The sequence below is a fragment of the Stenotrophomonas sp. FR012 genome (genome assembly GCF_047520565.2).
GTDB classification, from domain to species: domain Bacteria; phylum Pseudomonadota; class Gammaproteobacteria; order Xanthomonadales; family Xanthomonadaceae; genus Stenotrophomonas; species Stenotrophomonas sepilia.
This window is the reverse complement of sequence record NZ_JAXBQL020000005.1, coordinates 143188-163091: the sequence shown is the minus strand read 5'-3', so window position 1 is coordinate 163091 and position 19904 is coordinate 143188. Positions and strand designations below refer to the sequence as shown.

The following is a 19904-nucleotide window of genomic DNA, read 5'->3' as shown; positions in this document are numbered from 1 at the left end:
GCATGCGCAGGCATCGCAGCAGGCGCAGCAGGTGATCGCACGCGCCCTGGCCAGCGGGCGGCACTACCGATCAGAGTCGCTCGGCCTTGCCACTGGCCAGGGCGCGTGCGATCACCTGCTGCGCCTGCTGCGATGCCTGCGCATGCACGCGTGCCTGGCGCTCGCCCAACGCGGCCTGCTGGCTGCCCAGCGCAGCCTGGCGGCTGGCCAGTTCAGACTGCTGGCTGGCCAGGCGCTGCATCTCGCGGGTGTCGCTGGCGCGCGCGGTTTCGTTGTCCACGTCCTGCATCGCACGACGTGTCTGTGCGGCGGCCTCACGTGCCGCCTCGCGGGCAACGGCCACATCGTAGGTCGCGCCCCGCGCCGCCTTCGCCGCTTCCGCAGCCGCCTCACGGTTGATGTCGTGGGCGGCCATCGCGCTACGCGCTACCTCGGCGGCGGCCAGTGCGATGCGGCGCGATTCCTCGCCCTGCAGGCGGCCCATTTCGCCCATCTGCCTGCCGAGTTCACCCTGCTGGCGACCCAGCACGCTTTGCTGCCGGCCCAGTTCGCTCTGCTGGCGGCCCAGCTCTACGGCACCGCTGTAGGCACGCTGCAAGGTCTGGATCAGCATCGGGTCACGCACCACGTAGCGCTTGTGACCCTGGCGGAACCACAACGCCGGGCCCTTGCCGAGCTGCCTGCGGGCCACCGTCACGTCGTCCATGCCGCCGTTGGCGAAGGTCGAATCACCATCAACCAGAACGAAGGCCTCCCGGGGCGACCTGCCCAGGTCGAGGCGACCGTAGGTGGTGATGGAGGTGGCGGCCGACGTCGTGCCTTCATCGTCTTCGGCCATGCCCGTGGCATCGTCGACATCGGCCACATCGGCATCGTCGGGCCCGGTCGCGTCAGCGGGTTCGGCCGGCGTGGCCGGTGCTGCAGGCGCGGCCGGGGCCGCCGGCACGCCCGCGGCGGATGGCGGTGCGGCCGGAGCCTTGGGAGCCTTCGGCGGTGCTGGCGCCACGACCTTGGGTGCCGCCGGTGGCGCGGGCGGTGCCGGCGGCACCGGCGCTGCGACCAGTCGCATCGGCGCCACGCCCACCACCACCACCACAGCAGTCAGCGCCATCGCCAGGATGCGGGGGCAGGCCCGGCGCGGCTGCAGCGAGAGCAGGCGACGCTTGAGGCTGGTGGCATCCGGTGCGGCACTGGCCACGCCCAGGTGCGGCTGCGGTGCCACCCCCAGCTGCAGCAACAGACGGCCATAGGCCTGGCGGCTGGCAGCGTGCTGGCCCACCACCGCTGCGTCCACCGCTTCTTCGCGCGCTTGTGCATATTCACGCACCGACAGGCGCAGCAGCGGATGGAAGAAGAACAGGTGCTGGGCCAGCGCAGGCAGCAGGCCCCACTGCAGGTCCCGCCGCTGCAGGTGCTGCAGTTCGTGGGTCAGGGCCAGGTCGAGCGCGTCGCCCTGCAGGGCGTTCTCGCCCGCCGGCAACAGCAGCACCGGGCGGAACGGACCGACCAGCTGCGGTGCGTCCACCTGCGTGCTCATCCACAACCGCGGCGCAGGCCGCACACCATGTGCATCGGAAGCCAACTGCAGGGCCTGCACCAACGCCTGGTCCTCGCAGGGATAGGCCGCTGCCAGCAGCGCGCGACAGCGACGCCACTCACCGAAGGTGCGCAGGGCCGTCAACAGCACGCCGGACATCCACAGGCCGGCCAGTGCGATGGCCCACCACGCCACTGCTGGCGTGTCTGCTGCAGGCATCGGCATCGTCGCCAGCAGCTGCGCCGAGGCTTCCGGGGCCAGCGGATAGACCACGTCGGCAGCCGCATCGGTTGCGGTCATCGCCACCGCCTGCGGTGCGGGCAGCCAGGCCAGCTGCAGCGGCTGGCTCCAGAACAGGCCAAGCACGGCCTGCAGCGATACCAGCCACCACAGGCGGCAGCGGGTCGCCGCCGACAGTGACGGCAGCGCGCGGCACACGCCATATACCAGGGCTACCAGCAGCACGGTCTGCAGGCTGGTCCAGCCCAGCCGTTCCAGCATCGGGATCAGCATCGTGGTGTCCATGGCTCAGCCCTCGTGGCGACGCGATTGGAGTTGGGCGACCAGCGCTTCCAGTTCGGCCAGTTCGTTGTCGCTGACCTTCTGCCGCTGCGACAGATAGGCCACGAACGGCGACACCGAGCCCTGCAGGGTGTTGTCGACAAACTGCGCCACCGCGCCCTGCAGCACGCTCTGCGGGCCGCGGGTGGCCTGGTAGCGGTAGATGCCGTCCTGTTGCCGGCGCTGAAGATACCCCTTCGCCCGCAGGCGCTCCATCATCGTCAGCACAGTGGAGCGGGCCAGCCCGCGGGCCTCGCCGTAGCCACTGGCGACCTCGCCGACACTGGCCGGCGCATGTTCATCGATGTACTGCAGCAGGGCCAGTTCCTGGTCCCCGATGGTCTTGCCGCGCATGACACCACTCCCTTGACTACACGTGTCGCCACTGTCAGCTTGACGACAGCTGTAGTCAACCCCCCGGAAGTCACGGGCCGACGAACGGTAGGGCACCGAGCGCTTAAACCTTCGACGCGCTGTCTGCATCCGATTCGCAACGCCCGCTGGAATTCCGCATGTTCCGCCCAACGCTCCGAGTCGTGCTCATGCTCATCAGTGCCCTGCCCTTCGCCGCCGTCTCTGCCAGCCAGGACCAGGCCAACGACCAGACCCGCCGCCTGATCCGCCAGATCATGCTGGAGCAGCGCATCCCCGGGCTGCAGGTCGCGGTGGTCAAGGACGGGCAGATCGTGCTCTCCGAAGCCTACGGCCTGGCCAACGTCGAGAACGGCGTGCTTGCCTCGCGGGACACCCGCTTCCCGCTCAATTCGGCCACCAAGGCGTTTACCGGCGTGGCTGCCGCACAGCTGGCACAACAGGGGCAACTGGATCTGGACGCGCCCGCCTCACGTTACCTGGATGATCTCCCGGCCACATGGAGGGAGGTGCGCGTGCGTCAGTTGCTGGCACACACCTCGGGACTGCCGGACATCCTCGATGCCAACGGCCTGCTGGGCGGGGGCTCCGAAGCGCAGGCATGGACGGCGGTCAGCGCGCGACCGCTCGAAGCGGCACCCGGTCAGCGCTTTGCCTACAACCAGACCAACTACGTGCTGCTGTCGCGGATCATCGCGCGGCAATCCGGCATGTCCTACGAACGCTTCGTTGCCACCGGCCAGTTCAGTGGTGCACGCATGGCCCGCACCACCTTTGGCGACAGCTATGACCTGATTCCGGATGTGGCAACGATGTACAGCCTGGCGCCGCGCGCCACCGATGCGGCCGACATGCCGCCGCGCCTGTCGCACTGGTTCTACGACATGCCGCCGAGCCTGTGGGCTGGCTGGTCGCGCTGACCGAAGGCCGGCTGTTACCGGAGACGGCCCTGCGGCGGATTTGGAGCGCAGAGCGCCTGGCGGATGGCCGTGCCGGCCCGTGGGCGGGTGGCTGGGCGGTACTACGCGCATCGCCCGACCTTCAGGTGGCCGGCATCGGCGGTGCGCGCTCGGCCTTCGTGGTCTATCCCGAGCGCGGCGTGGCGGTAGTGGTGCTGACCAATCTAGTCGGTGCCAATCCGCAGCAGTTCATTCCGCGCATTGCCGACTTCTATGCGACTGCTGAAACAGCGCTCAGACGCGGCAGGCAGCGGCAACACTGCGAGGGGTAGCGCATGCCGCTCCTGGAGTATCTCCATCCATGTTGGCGGCAATGAGCGCACCGTGTCCGCGATGTGCGCATCATCAACTATCTCGTAAATTTTCCCGTGACAGAGTAGAGCGGCTCGAGTAACCACTCATAGAGCTTTCGGCGCTCTCCCATAATATCTGCTTCAAGCTGCATACCTGGACGCAGTGGCTCGCGGTTCCCATATGCCAGAACATCCTGGTGGTCCAGCGAAACGAAGACACGATACAGGGACTGATTTGGATCGTTGCTCTCCTTACTTTTCATCATTGCGCTTCTGGAGATGCGAATTACGGTGCCCTCATGAGTACCGAACTTTTGGTAGGGATATGCTTGGTACCTCAGCAAAACTCGATCACCCACTTTCACGAAGCCTATCGCGGAACTCGGGACAAGCAACTGCGCTCTTAGCTCGGACCCTTCGGGTAGCAAGCTAAGAATCGCCTGACCTGGCTGTACGGCCTGTCCGGCCTCGACCAACCGGTTCGCGACAAGTCCGGCTACGGGAGCCCGAAGAAGGAGTTCGCCATCGGCCTCCATCCGAATAGTTTCCTGGCTCAGTGCCGCCAAGTCCCGCTCAGACGCGGCCTTAGTCGACAGCCTCTGCTGAGGAATCTCCGCAAGGCGCTGCTCCAGTTCAGCCAGACTCCTACGAATTGACGTCGCTTGGCGTTGGAGCGCCTGCTGTGCGTTCACCATCTCAAGTGTCGATTGCTCTTGCTGGTTGATCTGAACGAGACTCACATAACGCTGATCCTCCACGCTTCTATAGCGAGCTACGGTTTCGCGCCCGATCCTTACCTGCTCGCCGCGTGTCTGGATCTCAGACTCAATCTGGGCTAGCTCTTGCAACATCGCGCTGCGCTGCGCTTTGGCGCCGTCCTGCTGGGCTGCAAACTGTCTGTCCTGAAACTCGCTGATCGCGCTTACGCTTGCAATTCGGCTCCTCTGGGCATCGAGCAAGGTAGACACAGAATCGCGACCGGAGGACGTGACTCTTGGAACATTCACTGTCAGCAGTCCATCTTGAACACGAACATGGTCGCCCTCTTCCACATTCAACCTTGACACGACACCTGCAGAGGGAGCGACGACTGTGGACAGCCCGAGATCTGGCACAAGTTCACCCAGTACCCGCGATCTGCGCGAGTACTCGCCCAGGTACAGGAAGCTGACAATTGTCGAGGCAGCTATCGCTGCGAAGAGCCCCAGAATCCAGAATCGAACAGGTTGCGCGAGAGATATCGCCCCGAGCCAGCTGCGCCGCTGTGCGTCCACTGCCTCCTTTCGGAACAAATCGCTCATGAAACAGTGACCTTTTCACGCTGTTCTCCGTTCGCCAAAGGACCCGAAGGGCTTCGCTTCAGTTCCGGAGCAATCGTCCCCGCATGCATAACGAGGACTCGGTCGGCACTAGCGATCGTCTCGGGACGATGAGCAATGATCACTCGGGTGAGGTCAAGCTTCCGCACCGCGTTGCTGACAAGCCTCTCTCGATCCACGTCCAGATGGCTGGTTGCCTCGTCAAGAAAGAGAAAACGAGGCTTCCGATACAAGGCTCTAGCAAGGATTACCCCCTGCCTTTGGCCTCCCGACAAGGAGGTTCCCATGTCTCCGATCAGGCTGTTATACCCCATTGGCATCGCAGAGATATCGTCGTGGACTGCAGCTAGGCGAGCTGCCTCACGCACTCGATCTTCGTCCCAGTCCTGATCCTCGAAGGCAATATTTTCACTCACACTTCCCGCGAAGAGCTGATCATCCTGCATTACAGCTCCGATCACTCGGCGATAGGCATCCATGTCGAGCTTGGAAAGCGGCACGCCCCCGACTCGAACCTCGCCTTCGGAGGGTTGCAGAAGGCCAAGCAGAATCTTCAGTAATGTTGTCTTTCCGCAACCCGAGGGACCGATGATGGCCACCGATTCGCCGGGCTCAATCACCAGGCTACAGTTCCTGAGTACCCACGGCTCACCAGGAGCATAGCGAAAGCCAAGTCCATCGGCCTCGATACGCAGATCATCAGGGGGCAGACCACCTGACCTTAAAGAAGGGCTCTCCGGCTCCGTGAGAACAATGTCAGAAAGCCGCTCACCATGTAAGCGAAGCATGCGGAGTTCCACCCACTTGTCGATCAAGGCGCCCACGCGCTGTGAGAACTGATCCTTGTAGGCAAGGTAAGCGATCAGCATACCCACTGAGAACACGCTCTCCATTGCGAGAAGCGCTCCAATCCAGATGACCGCGATGCGTTCCAGACCAAACACAAATTGGCTTGCGCCACTGAAACCCAGGCCAAACTTCGAAAGCCAAATGTCTCGGTTGATGGCATCGTTCAAAAGGTTGAAGTAGCCAGCTTGGCGAATCGACTCGCGGCCCGCGACCTTCACTGACTGAACTCCGCGGATTGACTCAAGCAGATGACTCTGCTGTTTTGCCCCCGCGAGCAACTGCGCCTCGGTTCCGCGCCGAAGAGGATTAAATGCTAACGCGCGCGCGACGGCATACAGGGCGACGGCGATTAGGGTGACGAGAGCGAGCTTCCAGCTGTACAGCAACATCATGCCAAGCGTCACTGTCATCATGAGACCGTCGATCAGCGCTTCAACAAAACTTGTCGTCAGCGTTCGCTGAATGGCCTGAACACTCCCCATGCGCGAGGTGACGTCACCCAGATGGCGCTTCTCAAAGTAATCCAAGGGCAAGTGCATGAGATGTCGAAAGACGTTGCCGGTCCACTGCAGGCTCAACCGATTCGACAGATAAATCACCGCTCTGCCGCGAATCTGTCCGATGCATACCTGCAGTACAAGTGCCAGACCAAAGCCGAGGCCAAGTACAGTCAGAAGGTCTCTATCGGAAGCGACTAGTGCCTGATCAACTGTCCATTGCATGAAGAATGGCGCTATCAGCACGAATATTTGGAGAGCAACTGACAACATCAGCAGCAAGCCGAGGGATCGCCATAGCCCTTCGATCTTTCCGGTCAATTGCTTCAGCGAGACTGCGGCTGGAGGCGGCGTGACCTGGAACTCTGCGGTTGGATGGAGCTCAAGAGCGATGCCCGTAAAGTGCCGCGAGACCTCTTCGAAGGATAGCTTGCGCTTGCCAAATGCCGGGTCCAGGACAGTGACGCTGCTTCGATGGAGCTTCTCAATCACCACGAAGTGATTAAGGTCCCAATGCGCGATGCAGGGCAGTTGCAGCTGGCTCAGATGCTCCATGTCCAAGCTCAACGGGCGACAACGAAAGCCAAGCTTTGCCCCAACGTCAATGATGTGAGCCAGCGTAGCGCCTTTGAGCGAGAGCGGATACCGGCGACGAAGTTCCCGAAGCCCGGCCTTGTTGCCATGGTGCGCCGCGACCATGGCCAAGCATGCAAGACCACACTCAGCCACCTCAGACTGTATAGGGGCGTCCATGCGTCGCCCTCCTAGTCGTGAAAATACTTCATCGATTGCGTTCTCAATTGCGGTGGATCTCCAGACTAAGCGGACGCCCGCTGCAAAATGCTTTCAAAGAACTTTGAGAATAGGATGTAAATTTCGCCACCTTGACTCCAAAGGAACCACAGCAATGCAATCGCACCAAGAACATGAGCGTCCCGCCTTTTGACTCTGAAAACATAGAAATTGCCCCGCTCACCTCCACCTTTTGAATCATCTGATTGCACAAATGGCTCCACGACGAAAAATGGAAGATGCCGGGTAGAAGCACCCGGCATCCAAGGTAATAGGAAGCAACTAGACTATGACGTCAGTGGAAGAATCGGGAGAGGCCGCGTACTCCTTCATCGCGCCCCAAGCACTACCTAGAGCTGAACCCACCATCCTTCCCCAGTTCCAAGTCTGCCAATCTCCACCTGAAATTTCTCCGATTTCATCGCAATGTAGCTCTCGAAATCCCCTCATTTACTTTGGCTCCATATAGCTGGTTCCATTGAACCCGTCCAAGACGCCGCCTACAAAGTCCGCGATTTCATTTCGTTCGTAGTAGACAAACGCGGCCACAGCGGCCCAAGGCAGCCATCCTCCTGAGATGCTATCGATCTGATCTGCAGAAATCTCTTTCATGGAATGCTCCTTATCCTTGATGAAGGGACCATCTTCTTTAACGAATACAACCAACACGGCGGCAGTTCAGGACTCCGCATTCACGCCGCAGGTCAACGATGTGCTTGAATTTGCATTCACATCCATGAGGAAAGTTGCAAATCGCCTGGCACTTAGTAGGCAGGCAATGACACTAGCCTCACGTGAGAATATTGGGTTGGCGATCCCGTCTTGGGTGGACCCGAACAGGTTCCCCCTACCCGCGTGGCCCACCCATCACCGGCAGGATCGCCCCACTGATGTAACTGGCACAGGCCGGAGAGGCCAGGAACACATACGCCGGCGACAGTTCCTCGGGCTGTGCGGGCCGGCCCATGTCGCTGTCCTTGCCGAACTCCGCCACGTCTTCGGCCTGCTTGTCGGCGGGGTTCAGCGGCGTCCACACCGGCCCCGGCGCCACGCAGTTGACCCGGATGCCGCGCGGCAGCAGCTGGCTGGCCAGCGCCTTGGTGAACGCATGGATCGCGCCCTTGGTGGCCGAGTAGTCGATCAGCGCCTTGCTGCCGAAGATCCCCGTTTCCGAGCCGGTGTTGATGATGCTGGCGCCTTCGCCCAGATGCGGCAGTACCGCACGCGCCATCTGGATGTAACCGCCGATGTTGGTCTGCAGGGTTTCCTGCAGGTGCGCATCCTCCAGATCTTCCAGGCGCTCGCAGTGCAGTTGGAACGCGGCGTTGTTGACCAGGATGTCGATGCCGCCGAACGCCTTGGCCACCTGCTTGACGGCCTTGTTGCAGAAACGCGGATCGCGCACATCGCCAGCGATCACCACGCAGCGGCCGCCTTCGCGTTCCACGTGCTGGCGGGTGATGTCCGCGTCTTCGGCCTCGTCCAGGTGCAGTACCGCCACATCCGCACCTTCGCGCGCGAACAACACTGCCACCGCACGGCCAATGCCGGAGTCGCCACCGGTGACGATCGCACGCATGCCCTGCAGCTTGCCGCTGCCCTTGTAGTCGGGCGCAAGGAAACGGGGCGCCAGCTCCAGTTCGTGCTCGTGCCCGGGCTTGGCCAGCTGCTGTGCCGGCATCGCCTCCGGCTGCCGGCGTGCGCCGGCCTGGGTGGCGGTCTTCTTCGTTGCCTTCTTGGCCGCGCGGGCGTCCTTGGCCTTCTCCTGGTCCTGCAGGCGCCGCTGCCGTGCAGCGACGCGTGCCGCCCGTGGATCACTGGCGGCTGCCTTGCGGGTTGCGGTCTTCACCACGCGCGGGCGATCAGGGTCGGCGACCGTCTTGGTCGGGGTGCTGCCTTTGCGCACTTTCGGCGATGCCTTACGGCGGGCGGGGGTCTTCCTGGTGGTGGCCATGCAGGTCTCCTCGGGAGGGAAAGGGGCTGCCGGCCAGCGGCCGGCACTACCGGGGGGCGGCCCATGCCGCTCCTGCAGTGTCTCCACCCACGCTGTTGGCGGCGGTGAGCGCGCCGTGTCCACGATGTGCACGGCATTCATTCCGCCACCACGTCTGACGTCGCACCCTGCACGCAATCACACCAGGAGTGCCTCCATGAAACATGCCATCGCCACCGCCGCCGCCTGCTTTGCCCTTGCCGCCTGCAGCAGCACACCGATGGCCCAGGTGCAGCCGATCGACGGTGTGATTTCCGGCCAGTGCCATAGCGACAGGGTGCGCGGCGCGGTGGGCCTGGCCGCCTCGGACGCCACTGTGGCCCGCGCACGCGTGGACAGCGACAGCCTGCACGTGCGGGTCCTGCGCCACGACGGCCCGAGGGTGCCGCCGGCCAGCGAAGGCGGCGACCGCCTGACCATCGAGAAGGGCCGGACCAACAACATCGTTGCGATCTACTGCGGCTGACGACTGCGACTGAGCCGCCGCGCCCGGCGCAGCACTTTCAGCGTGGCCTGCTCCCACTGCCGCGGGCCTCGCAGGCCGGCCAGCGAGGCCAGCTCACCGCGCTCCCAGCCGGCAAACACGCACGGGTCGATGTAGGCCTTGCGGCACACGGCCGGCGTGTTGCCCAGCCGTGCCGCCACTTGGCAGACCACTTCACGCTGCGCCTTGGCCAGCGCGCGCTGGCTGGCCGGTTCCGGCAGTTCGGTGGCGGCCAATGCCTGTACCGCCGCCAGCGTGCCGCCCCAGGTGCGGAAGTCCTTGGCGGTGAAGTCTTCGCCCATCACCTCGCGCAGGTAGTCGTTCACCGCGCCGGAATCCACCGGCTGCAGCGCGCCTTCGTCGTCGCGGTACTGGAACAGCGCCTGCCCGGGCAGCTGCTGGATGCCGCGTACCAGCGTGCCCAGCCGCCGATCGCCCACCACCACCTCGTGCAACTGCCCGGATTTGCCCCGGAAGCGCATGCGCACGCGACCACCGCGCAGCAGGTCCAGGTGGCGGTTGCGCAGCGTTGTCAGCCCGTAGGATTTGTTTTCCTGTGCATAGCTTTCGTTGCCCACCCGCATCAGGGTGTCGGCCAGCAGGGCCACCACCACCGCAAGCACCTTGTCGCGCGGGAAGCCGGGCTGCTTCAGATCGCGCGACAGCCGCCGCCGCAGCGTGGGCAACGCCTCGCCAAAGGCGATGATGCGGTCGAACTTTCCGGCATCGCGCTCCTTCGCCCAATCGGCATGGTAGCGATACTGCTTGCGTCCACGCGCATCGCGGCCGGTGGCCTGCAGGTGGCCATTGGCGTGGGCGCAGATCCACACGGCGGTATACGCAGGTGGAATCGCCAGCGCACGGATGCGCTGCAGGGTGGCGGCATCGCGAACCGCGTGGCCATCGGCATCGCGGTAACTGAAGCCCTTGCCGGCGCGACGCCGGCTGATGCCTGGCTGGGTGTCATCGACATAGCGCAGGCCGGCCGCGCGCGCGGCCTGTCGTTCGGGGGTAGAGGAGGTTGGCATGACCGCAGTGTCGCCGTCGCGATGCCGCGAACCTGTCGATAACAGAAGACAAACACGTGAGGGTCGGTTCGCCGCTATGCTCGGGCTTTCACAATCCCTTCCGGAGTCATGATGTCGTTCCCGATTCGCGCCCGTTCGCTCTCCGCCCTGCTGCTGCCGGCCGTGCTGGCCCTAACCGCCTGCCAGGCTCCGGCGCTGGATGAACAGGATTCGGCCACTGCCCATGCCCAGCAGGCGGCCGAAGCCGCCAAGGCACCGGCCGACGAAACCGGCAAGGCCACCGAGGCACCGCCGGTCGGCACCTGCGATGCCAGCCAGGTGCAGAGCCTGGTCGGCCAGGCCTACGCCGACGCGCTGGGCAAGCAGGCGCAGGAAGATGCCGGTGCCCACCAGCTGCGCGTCATGAAGCCCAATGACGTCGCCACCATGGAGTTCCTCGGCGACCGCCTGAACATCGAAGTGGACGACAAGGGCCTGGTCAGCGGCGTGCGCTGCGGCTGAGCCCGACCGCGCGCCGGCACGGGATGCCGGCGCGTTCTGTTGCACCTGCAACCGTGTATTGCGGCGCTGCAGCAACCTGTGATCTAGTCGAGGCATCCGGTGGCCTCACGATGCGCTCCAGGGAATGAGCGGGGACGAGTGTCGCCGCCAACCCTATACGCATCGAGGTAGAGATGGCCCCCCGCAACCGCCAAGGGCTTTACGACCCGCGCTCCGAGCGCGATGCCTGTGGATTTGGCATGGTCGCCCAGCTCGACGATCAACCTTCGCGCCTGTTGGTTGATACCGCCATCGCCGCGCTTTCGCGCATGACCCACCGTGGCGGCGTCGCCGCTGATGGCCTGACCGGCGATGGCTGCGGCCTGCTGCTGCGCCGCCCCGATGCGTTCCTGAAACTGCTGGCCAGTGAAGCCGGCATCGCCGTCGCCGCACGCTTCGCTGCCGGCCTGGTGTTCCTGCCGCACGATGCCGAGGCTGCACACGCCTGCCGCACGCAGCTGCAGGCGCAGGTCGAAGCGGTCGGCTGCAAGGTCGCCGGCTGGCGCGAGGTACCCACCGACGACAGCGTCTGCGGCCAGCTGGCGCGCGACACCCTGCCACGCATCGAGCAGGTGTTCGTCGATGCCGGCGTCGGCCAGGATGATGCCGGCTTCGCGCTGGCGCTGTTCCTGGCCCGTCGCCGCAGCGAACAGCAGCTGCGCGACCATGCCGACTTCTACGTCACCACCCTCACCCCGGATGCGATCAGCTACAAGGGCATGGTGCTGCCGGACAAGCTCAGCCGCTTCTTCCCCGACCTGCAACGCCGCGAACTGGCCTCCAGCGCGATCGTGTTCCACCAGCGCTTCTCCACCAACACGCTGCCGCGCTGGCCGCTGGCGCACCCGTTCCGGATGCTCGCCCACAACGGCGAGATCAACACCATCGAAGGCAACCGTCGCTGGGCGCAGGCGCGCAGCAAGGTGTGGAAGACGTCACGCTTCGACATCGCCGAATTCGATCCGGTGATCTCCATGCACGGTTCGGATTCGCAGAGCCTGGACAACATGCTGGAGCTGATGGTTGCCGGTGGCATGGAGCTGATCCAGGCGCTGCGCATCCTGGTGCCGCCGGCCACCCAGTCGCTGGAGTTCAAGGACCCCGACCTGGCAGCCTTCTACGAATTCCACGGCCTCAACAGCGAGCCGTGGGACGGCCCGGCCGGCATCGTCGCCTGCGACAGCCGCTATGCGGTTTGTACATTGGACCGCAACGGCCTGCGCCCGGCGCGCTGGATGCTCACCGCCGACCGCCACTTCCTGGTCGCCTCCGAAGCCGGCGTGTGGGAAGTGCCGACCGAGCGCGTGGTGCGCAAGGGCAAGCTCGGCCCCGGCGAAATGGTGGCCATCGACCTCAAGCGCGGCGACCTGCTCGATTCGGACGCGGTGGACCGCATCAACCGCGGTCGCGCGCCGTACAAGCAGTGGCTGCAGCAGGGCGTGACCTACCTGCAGACCGAACTGATCGACCCGTCGCTGGTGGAAGAACCGTTCGACGAAGCCACCCTGCGCAGCTATCACAAGCTCTACCAGCTCAGCAGCGAGGAAGTGGAACAGGTGCTGCGGCCACTGGCCGAGACCGAGCAGGAAGCCACCGGCTCGATGGGCGACGACACACCGATGGCGGTGCTGAGCCAGCGCAGCCGTCCGCTGTACGACTATTTCCGCCAGGCCTTCGCGCAGGTCACCAACCCGCCGATCGATCCGCTGCGCGAAGACTGCGCGATGTCCCTGTCCACCCAGCTCGGCAAGGAGACCAACATCTTCCATGCCGGCCCGGAGACGGTGAACCACGTCATCCTCAACTCGCCGGTGCTGAGCCAGCGCAAGCTGCGCCAGCTGCTGAAGATGGACCAGTACGTGCAGGCCAACCGCCTGCTCGACCTGTCCTACAGCGAAGACGAGGGCCTGCGTGCCGGCATCGAGCGCATCTGTGCCGAGGCCGAGCAGGCCGCGCGCGAGGGCATGGTGATGCTGCTGCTGTCCGACCGCTACCCGGTGGCCGGTCGGCCGATGGTGCATGCGCTGCTGGCCACCAGCGCCATCCACCACCACCTCTCGCGGCTGGGGCTGCGCTGCGACGTCAATCTGATCGTCGAAACCGGCACCGCGCGCGACCCGCACCACATGGCCTGCCTGCTCGGCTTCGGTGCCACCGCGGTGTATCCGTACCTGGCCTACCAGACCCTGTTCGACCTGGGCCGACGCGGCATCCTCAAGCTCAGCAAGGGCGGCGAGCAGTCGCAGATCGGCCGCCGCTACCGCAAGGGCATCTACAAGGGCCTGTCGAAGATCATCTCGAAGATGGGCATCTGTACGGTGGCCAGCTATCGCGGCGCGCAGCTGTTCGAGATCATCGGCCTGGAACCCGAGGTTGTGGACATGTGCTTCCCGGACACCGCCTCGCGCATCGGCGGCGCCGGCTTCGCACGCCTGGATGCCGACGCGCACGAGCTGTGCGCGCAGGCCTGGGATGCGCAGCAGGGCGTGGACGTGGGCGGCCTGCTGAAGTACGTGCACGGCGGCGAGTACCACATGTACAACCCCGACGTGGTCACCACCCTGCAGCGCGCCGCGCGCAGCGGTGACCCGCGTGCGTGGCAGCAGTACTGCGATGCGGTGCACGCGCGCCCGCCATCGGCGCTGCGCGACCTGCTGGAACTGGTGCCGGCCGCAATGCCGGTGCCGCTGGACGAGGTCGCCCCGGCCAGCGCCCTGTTCCCGCGCTTCGATACTGCAGCGATCAGCCTCGGCGCCCTGTCGCCGGAAGCGCACGAGGCACTGGCCATCGCCATGAACCGCCTCGGCGGCCGCAGCAATTCCGGCGAAGGCGGCGAGGATCCCGCACGCTATGGCACCGCGAAGCGCAGCAAGATCAAGCAGGTGGCCTCGGGCCGCTTCGGCGTCACCGCCGAATACCTGGTCAATGCCGAGGTGCTGCAGATCAAGGTCGCGCAGGGCGCCAAGCCCGGCGAGGGCGGCCAGCTGCCGGGGCACAAGGTCAACGAACTGATCGCACGCCTGCGCTATGCGCGCCCGGGCATCGGCCTGATCTCGCCGCCACCGCACCACGACATCTATTCGATCGAAGACCTGGCGCAGCTGATCTACGACCTCAAGCAGGTCAACCCGACCGCGCTGGTGTCGGTGAAGCTGGTCAGCCATGCCGGCGTCGGCACGATTGCCGCAGGCGTGGTCAAGGCCGGTGCGGACCTGATCACCATCTCCGGCCATGACGGCGGCACCGGTGCGTCGCCGGTCAGCTCGATCCGCTATGCCGGCGTGCCGTGGGAACTGGGCGTGGCCGAAGCGCACCAGGCGCTGCTGGCCAACGACCTGCGCGGGCGCACCCTGCTGCAGACCGATGGCGGCCTGAAGACCGGCCTGGACGTGGTCAAGGCCGCGCTGCTGGGTGCGGACAGCTTCGGTTTCGGCACCGCGCCGATGATCGTGCTGGGCTGCAAGTACCTGCGCATCTGCCACCTCAACAACTGCGCCACCGGCGTGGCCACCCAGGACGAGCGCCTGCGCGAGAACCACTTCACCGGCCAGCCCGAACGCGTGGAGAACTTCTTCCGGCTGCTGGCCGAGGAAGTGCGCGGCTGGCTGTCGTACCTGGGCGCGCGTTCGCTGGAAGAAATCGTGGGCCGTACCGACCTGCTGCGGCAGATCGACGCCGCACCGCGCGACGGCGTGCGCGTGGACCTGTCGCGGCTGCTGGCCGATGCCCGCTACGAAGGCAGCCACTGCGCCGCGCAGCGCCTGTACGAATCGCCGGACAGCCTGGCCACGCAGATGGATGGCCTGCTGGCCCCGGCCATCGAGCACAAGCGCGGTGGCGAGCATCGCTTCCTGATCCACAACACGGACCGCAGCATCGGCACCCGCCTGGCCGGCGCGGTGGCGCGCGCGCACGGCAACCAGGGCATGGCCGAAGCACCGCTGGAACTGCGCTTCCGCGGCAGTGCCGGGCAGAGCTTCGGCGCCTTCAACGTCGGCGGCCTGCACCTGGAAGTGGAAGGCGAGGCCAACGACTACGTCGGCAAGGGCATGGCCGGCGGCCGGCTGGTGGTGCGTCCGCCGCGTGGCGCCCGCTTCGAGGCACGCAGCACCGCCATCATCGGCAATACCTGCCTGTATGGCGCTACCGGTGGCGAGCTGTTCGCCGCGGGCCGCGCCGGCGAGCGTTTCGCGGTGCGCAATTCGGGCGCGCTGGCAGTGGTGGAAGGTGCCGGTGACCACTGCTGCGAGTACATGACCGATGGCGTGGTGCTGGTGCTGGGCAAGGTCGGGCTGAACTTCGGCGCCGGCTTCACCGGTGGCCTGGCTTACGTGCTGGACGTGGACCGCGATTTCGTCGACCGCTACAACCACGAGCTGATCGACATCCATCGCGTCTCCGCCGAAGGCTTCGAGAACTACCGCCAGCACCTGCACCGCCTGATCGGCCGCCACCGCGAGCTGACCGGCAGCATCTGGGCACAGCAGATCCTGGACGAGTTCCGCGACTACATCGGCAAGTTCTGGCTGGTCAAACCCAAGGCCGCCAGCATCGAGTCGCTGACCGAAACCCTGCGACGCGCCGCATAACGGTAGTGCCGGCCGCTGGCCGGCATCCCAGGATCACGTAGTGCCGGCCGCTGGCCGGCAACCCAGGATCACGTAGTGCCGGCCGCTGGCCGGCATCCGTAAAACACCACAGAGTCCGCCATGAGCCGCAAGCACGCCTTCCAGTTCCTCGACCTGCCCCGCACCATGCCGCAGCGCATCCCGGTGGAACTGCGCACGTCCGGCGACTGGGGCGAGCTGTACGGCAAGTTCGGCAAGGAAGACGCCCAGTACCAGGCGGGCCGCTGCCTGGACTGCGGCAACCCGTACTGCAGCTGGAAGTGCCCGGTGCACAACGCCATTCCGCAGTGGCTGCAGCTGGTGCAGGAGAACCGCATCCACGAGGCCGCCACGCTGTGCCACAGCACCAATCCGCTGCCGGAAGTGTGCGGCCGGGTCTGCCCGCAGGATCGGCTGTGCGAAGGCAGCTGCACGCTGGAGGAATTCGGCGCGGTCACCATCGGCGCGGTGGAGAAGTACATCGTCGATACCGCACTGGCCAGTGGCTGGCGCCCGGACCTGGGCGCGGTGCAGCCGACCGGCCACAGTGTGGCGGTGATTGGTGCCGGCCCGGCCGGGCTGGCCTGTGCCGACCGCCTGGCACGCGCCGGCATTGCCGCCGTGGTCTACGACCGCTACGAGCAGATCGGTGGCCTGCTGCAGTTCGGCATTCCCAGCTTCAAGCTGGACAAGGACGTGATCCATCGCCGCCGTGACGTACTGGAAGGCATGGGCGTGCAGTTCCGCCTCGGCGTGGAGATCGGCCGTGATGTCAGCGTGCAGCAGTTGCTGGACAGCCACGATGCGGTGTTCATCGGCACCGGCGCCTACCGCTATACCGATGGTGGCCTGGTCGGCCAGGACCTGAAGGGCGTGCTGCCGGCGCTGCCGTTCCTGGTGCAGAACAGCCGCATCGTCGGCGGCGATGATCCGAAGGGCCGGCCGATCGCCGGCTGGGAAGACACCATCGCCCTGCCCGACCTCAACGGCAAGCGCGTGGTGGTTCTGGGCGGTGGCGATACCGGCATGGACTGCGTGCGCAGTGCGGTGCGGCTGGGCGCGGCCAAGGTCACCTGCGCCTATCGCCGCGACGAAGCCAACATGCCCGGCAGCGCGCGCGAAGTCGCCAATGCACGCGAGGAAGGGGTGCGCTTCCTGTTCAACCGGCAGCCGCTGTCGATCGAAGCCGGCGCCGACGACGAGGTGATCGGCGTGACCGTGGTCGAGACCCGGCTGGGCGAGCCCGATGCCAATGGCCGCCAGAACGCGGTGCCGATCGAAGGCAGTGAGTCGCTGCTGGAAGCAGACGTGGTGATCATCGCCTTCGGCTTCTCGCCGAGCGTGCCGGCGTGGCTGGCGGAACTGGGGGTGGAAGGCCAGCCCAATGGCCGCATCCTCGCCGGTGGCAAGGACCGCCTGCCGTTCCAGACCGCGCATCCACGCCTGTTCGCCGGTGGCGACGCGGTGCGTGGTGCCGATCTCGTGGTAACCGCGGTGGCCGAAGGCCGCGACGCCGCTGCCAGCATCGTCCGCCTACTGGCACACTGAGTCCGGCAACAGCAGCACTTCCAGCAGCGCGCGCAGTTCGTGCACCTCCAGCGGCTTGGCCAGGAAATGGTCGATGCCCGCATCACGGCAGGCCTCACGGGTGCGCTCCAGCACGCTGGCAGTCAGCGCAATGATCGGGACCCGCGCACGGGTGGCGCAGGCGTCGCTCCGGATCGCCCGGGCCAGCGCGAAGCCATCCATGTGCGGCATGTGGCAGTCGGTGATGACCAGGTCGAACGGTTGCGCCTGCCAGGCCTCCCATGCCTGCAGGCCGTCGCTGCAGGCGTGCACCTGCAGTCCCAGCTCGCACAGACGTTGTGCCAGCAACTGCAGGTTGGTCGGATGATCCTCGGCCACCAGCACCCGCGCCGGCGGCAACGGTCGTTGCGCGGGCCGTGCCGTCGCCGGGCACGCAGCGGGGGCCGCACAGGCCGCCAGGTCCAGCTCCAGCCACACGGTGGTGCCCTTGCCGGGCACGCTGCGCAGGTGCAGACGCCCGCCCATCGACGTCGCCAGCTCGCGGCAGATCGACAGCCCCAGGCCACTGCCGCCGAAACGGCGCGTGGTCGACGCCTCGGCCTGCTCGTAGGCGGCAAACACCGCCTGTTGCCGCTCCACGCTGATGCCCACGCCCGTATCGGTCACCTGCAGGCGCAGTCGCTGGCCGCCGTCGCGCTGCTGCAGCACGCGGACCTGCAACACCACGCTTCCCTGCAGGGTGAACTTGAGCGCATTGCCGGCCAGGTTGAACAGGACCTGCCGCAGGCGCAGCCCGTCAGCCAGCGACCAGGGCTGCAACGTCGGGTCGATCTCGCTGCACAGGTGCAGCCCGCGGCTGGCCGCGACGGGCATCAACAGCTGCTGCACCGCGCCCACCAGCGCCGCCAGATCGGTCGGACGCAGCTGCAGGGGCGCCGGTTGCAGGCGCTGGCTGTGCAGCACATCGTCGAGGATCTGCCGCAGCATCTGCGCAGCGTCACCGACGGTGGTCAGCACCTGCCGCTGGCCCGCATCCAGGTCCGTGCCAGCCAGCCGCTCCAGCATGCCCAGCAGGGTGCTCATCGGCGTGCGGATCTCGTGGCTCATGGTCGCCAGGAAATGGCCCTTGGCCAGTGCCGCCTGCTCGGCCGCGCGGCGCGCCTCGGCCAACGCCGTTGCACGCGCCTGGGCTTCGCTGACGTCCATCCAGTAGCCGCTCCACTCCACGCTGCTGTCATCGCACGGCAACGGTCGTCCCTGTGATCGGACCCAGCGCCAGCCCTGTGCCGACCGGGTGCGGAAGGTGACGTCGATCGGACCGCGCACGAGCGCGGCCGCTTCGATGCTCGCCATCACCCGGCTGCGGTCACCGGCATGCACGGCCGCCAGCAGCTGCAGATGGTCGATCCGCTCAGTCTCCACGGCTACGCCGAACAGCGCCTGCACGTCGCCGGCGATCTGCGCCAGGCTGTAGTGGCCGGTTGCCGAACGGCGCGCCTGGTAGACCACCGCCGGCAGGTTCGCGGTGACTTCATGCAAGCGCTGCTCCAGCACCCGGCGACGCACGCTCTCGCGATGCACGCGCCAGTAGCCGAAGGCATGCAGGAGTATCAGCGCGAGCAGGATCAGCGACACCGGCACCAGCCAGCGCAGTGCCGAACCGGCGGGACGCGCACGTGGCAGTTCCGGCAGCCAGGCACTGCGAACCGATGCCCGACGCGCATCGCCCTCCCGCTGCAGCTCCCGGTCGAAGGCAGCGACCACCGCGGCACAGGCCGGTACAGCGGCCAGCACCAGTGCATCGCCGAAGCCAGCGGGTGCTGCGATCACCAGAGGGTCACCCGGCACGGCGCGAAGCGCGGCTTCGACTTCGGCGAGATTGGCCACCACGGCATCGACCAGCCCGGCGCGCAGCAGTGACAGCGCGTGGTCCAGCGGCGCCGGTGCCAGCAGCTGCGCACCCGGGGCCTGTTCGGCCAGCAATGCGTCCAGCGGCAGCCGGTCCGGGCTGGCCACGCTGCGGCCACGCAGTCCCTCCAACCCCAGCACTGGCGCTGCACCCTCGCGCCGCACGATCACCTGTGGCACTTCCAGGTAGGGGCTGCTGGCCACCCAGCCGGTCGGCAGCTGTGCGCGCGGCCAGCCCAGCAGCACCTGGGTGCCAGCCGGCAGCGGGTCATCGGTGAGCACCGCTGCGGGCAACGGCCGCGCATGCTGCACCGCCTGCGGGCCCAGCAGCGGCAGGTAATCCGCAGCCAACCCCGCAAGGTCGCCCTGCGCGTTGTATGACAGCGGCGGCCGATCGGAACGCCATGCCACCTGCAGTGGACTCGCACAGCCGGACGCAGCAGCGATGCCGGGCAGCAACAGCGATGCCATGACAGCGGCGACGGCGCGGCGGCCGGCGACATTCACGGTAGACATCCTCATTTCGCGGGCAGGAACCACGGCCGCGCAGCGGTACCGCTGCCAGCCACGCTAGCGAGGCGCGCTTCCGCGACAATGAGAAAAATTGGAAAAACATCCCTATCGGCGAATGCCGACAT

12 protein-coding genes and 1 pseudogene are annotated in these 19904 nt (G+C 66.1%); 5 read left to right on the top strand and 8 right to left on the bottom strand.

Annotated elements, in window-relative coordinates; translation table 11 throughout:
* Positions 1-70: 70 nt before the first annotated feature.
* Positions 71-2062, bottom strand: a complete 1992-nt coding sequence (locus tag ACM0O9_RS10775) for a M56 family metallopeptidase (RefSeq protein ID WP_414604226.1) — start codon at positions 2060-2062, stop codon at positions 71-73.
* Positions 2063-2065: 3 nt separating this feature from the next.
* The gene (locus tag ACM0O9_RS10770) at positions 2066-2452 is read right to left on the bottom strand and encodes a BlaI/MecI/CopY family transcriptional regulator (RefSeq protein ID WP_005421039.1); all 387 of its coding nucleotides are present in this window, start codon (positions 2450-2452) and stop codon (positions 2066-2068) included.
* 188 nt (positions 2453-2640) lie between these two features.
* Here ACM0O9_RS10770 and ACM0O9_RS10765 point away from each other — a divergent pair.
* Positions 2641-3701, top strand: a pseudogene (locus ACM0O9_RS10765) (serine hydrolase domain-containing protein).
* Between the two features lie 77 nt (positions 3702-3778).
* On the opposite strand, the gene ACM0O9_RS10760 reads toward ACM0O9_RS10765, so the two are convergent.
* From ACM0O9_RS10760 to ACM0O9_RS10745, 4 genes are all read right to left on the bottom strand, one after another.
* A complete protein-coding gene (locus tag ACM0O9_RS10760) occupies positions 3779-5023 on the bottom strand; it encodes an HlyD family secretion protein (RefSeq protein WP_065178678.1) in 1245 nt (414 codons plus the stop codon).
* Positions 5020-7140, bottom strand: a complete 2121-nt coding sequence (locus tag ACM0O9_RS10755) for a peptidase domain-containing ABC transporter (RefSeq protein ID WP_414604225.1) — start codon at positions 7138-7140, stop codon at positions 5020-5022. Before ACM0O9_RS10755 ends, ACM0O9_RS10760 begins: the two co-directional genes overlap by 4 nt.
* A gap of 489 nt (positions 7141-7629) precedes the next feature.
* Positions 7630-7791 carry a hypothetical protein gene (locus tag ACM0O9_RS10750; protein WP_155760601.1) on the bottom strand — a complete coding sequence of 54 codons (162 nt, stop codon included), beginning with the start codon at positions 7789-7791 and terminating at the stop codon, positions 7630-7632.
* Positions 7792-8026: 235 nt separating this feature from the next.
* A complete protein-coding gene (locus ACM0O9_RS10745; protein ID WP_414604224.1) occupies positions 8027-9133 on the bottom strand; it encodes an SDR family oxidoreductase in 1107 nt (368 codons plus the stop codon).
* A gap of 196 nt (positions 9134-9329) precedes the next feature.
* Between ACM0O9_RS10745 and ACM0O9_RS10740 the strand changes: the two genes are divergently transcribed.
* Entirely contained in the window at positions 9330-9638 is a 309-nt protein-coding gene (locus ACM0O9_RS10740; protein WP_005421049.1) for a hypothetical protein, read from the top strand.
* On the opposite strand, the gene ACM0O9_RS10735 is transcribed toward ACM0O9_RS10740, so the two are convergent.
* On the bottom strand, positions 9626-10684 hold the full coding sequence (locus ACM0O9_RS10735) for a DNA topoisomerase IB (RefSeq protein ID WP_065178673.1): 1059 nt from the start codon (positions 10682-10684) through the stop codon (positions 9626-9628). The two genes, ACM0O9_RS10740 and ACM0O9_RS10735, sit on opposite strands and share 13 nt — an antisense overlap.
* 111 nt (positions 10685-10795) lie before the next feature.
* On the opposite strand from ACM0O9_RS10735, the gene ACM0O9_RS10730 reads away from it, so the two are divergent.
* The 3 genes from ACM0O9_RS10730 (at position 10796) to ACM0O9_RS10720 (ending at position 17379) form a co-directional block, all read left to right on the top strand.
* On the top strand, positions 10796-11185 hold the full coding sequence (locus ACM0O9_RS10730) for an I78 family peptidase inhibitor (protein WP_032954733.1): 390 nt from the start codon (positions 10796-10798) through the stop codon (positions 11183-11185).
* Between the two features lie 173 nt (positions 11186-11358).
* On the top strand, positions 11359-15813 hold the full coding sequence (gltB, locus tag ACM0O9_RS10725; protein WP_164230184.1) for a glutamate synthase large subunit: 4455 nt from the start codon (positions 11359-11361) through the stop codon (positions 15811-15813).
* Between the two features lie 120 nt (positions 15814-15933).
* Positions 15934-17379, top strand: a complete 1446-nt coding sequence (locus tag ACM0O9_RS10720; protein ID WP_065185527.1) for a glutamate synthase small subunit GltD family protein — start codon at positions 15934-15936, stop codon at positions 17377-17379.
* Here the strand turns inward: ACM0O9_RS10720 and ACM0O9_RS10715 are convergent.
* Positions 17365-19773, bottom strand: coding sequence for an ATP-binding protein (locus ACM0O9_RS10715; protein WP_065185526.1), 2409 nt, complete (start codon positions 19771-19773; stop codon positions 17365-17367). The genes ACM0O9_RS10720 and ACM0O9_RS10715 overlap by 15 nt on opposite strands.
* Between the last annotated feature and the right edge of the window lie 131 nt (positions 19774-19904).

Excerpts from the sequence above, each read along its gene's own strand:
- ACM0O9_RS10750 (WP_155760601.1), bottom strand. The coding sequence starts at position 7,791 with ATGAAAGAGATTTCTGCAGATCAGATCGATAGCATCTCAGGAGGATGG.
- ACM0O9_RS10755 (WP_414604225.1), bottom strand. The coding sequence starts at position 7,140 with ATGGACGCCCCTATACAGTCTGAGGTGGCTGAGTGTGGTCTTGCATGC.
- ACM0O9_RS10740 (WP_005421049.1), top strand. The coding sequence starts at position 9,330 with ATGAAACATGCCATCGCCACCGCCGCCGCCTGCTTTGCCCTTGCCGCC.
- ACM0O9_RS10775 (WP_414604226.1), bottom strand. The coding sequence starts at position 2,062 with ATGGACACCACGATGCTGATCCCGATGCTGGAACGGCTGGGCTGGACC.
- ACM0O9_RS10770 (WP_005421039.1), bottom strand. The coding sequence starts at position 2,452 with ATGCGCGGCAAGACCATCGGGGACCAGGAACTGGCCCTGCTGCAGTAC.
- ACM0O9_RS10745 (WP_414604224.1), bottom strand. The coding sequence starts at position 9,133 with ATGGCCACCACCAGGAAGACCCCCGCCCGCCGTAAGGCATCGCCGAAA.
- ACM0O9_RS10735 (WP_065178673.1), bottom strand. The coding sequence starts at position 10,684 with ATGCCAACCTCCTCTACCCCCGAACGACAGGCCGCGCGCGCGGCCGGC.
- ACM0O9_RS10720 (WP_065185527.1), top strand. The coding sequence starts at position 15,934 with ATGAGCCGCAAGCACGCCTTCCAGTTCCTCGACCTGCCCCGCACCATG.
- gltB (WP_164230184.1), top strand. The coding sequence starts at position 11,359 with ATGGCCCCCCGCAACCGCCAAGGGCTTTACGACCCGCGCTCCGAGCGC.
- ACM0O9_RS10760 (WP_065178678.1), bottom strand. The coding sequence starts at position 5,023 with ATGAGCGATTTGTTCCGAAAGGAGGCAGTGGACGCACAGCGGCGCAGC.
- ACM0O9_RS10730 (WP_032954733.1), top strand. The coding sequence starts at position 10,796 with ATGTCGTTCCCGATTCGCGCCCGTTCGCTCTCCGCCCTGCTGCTGCCG.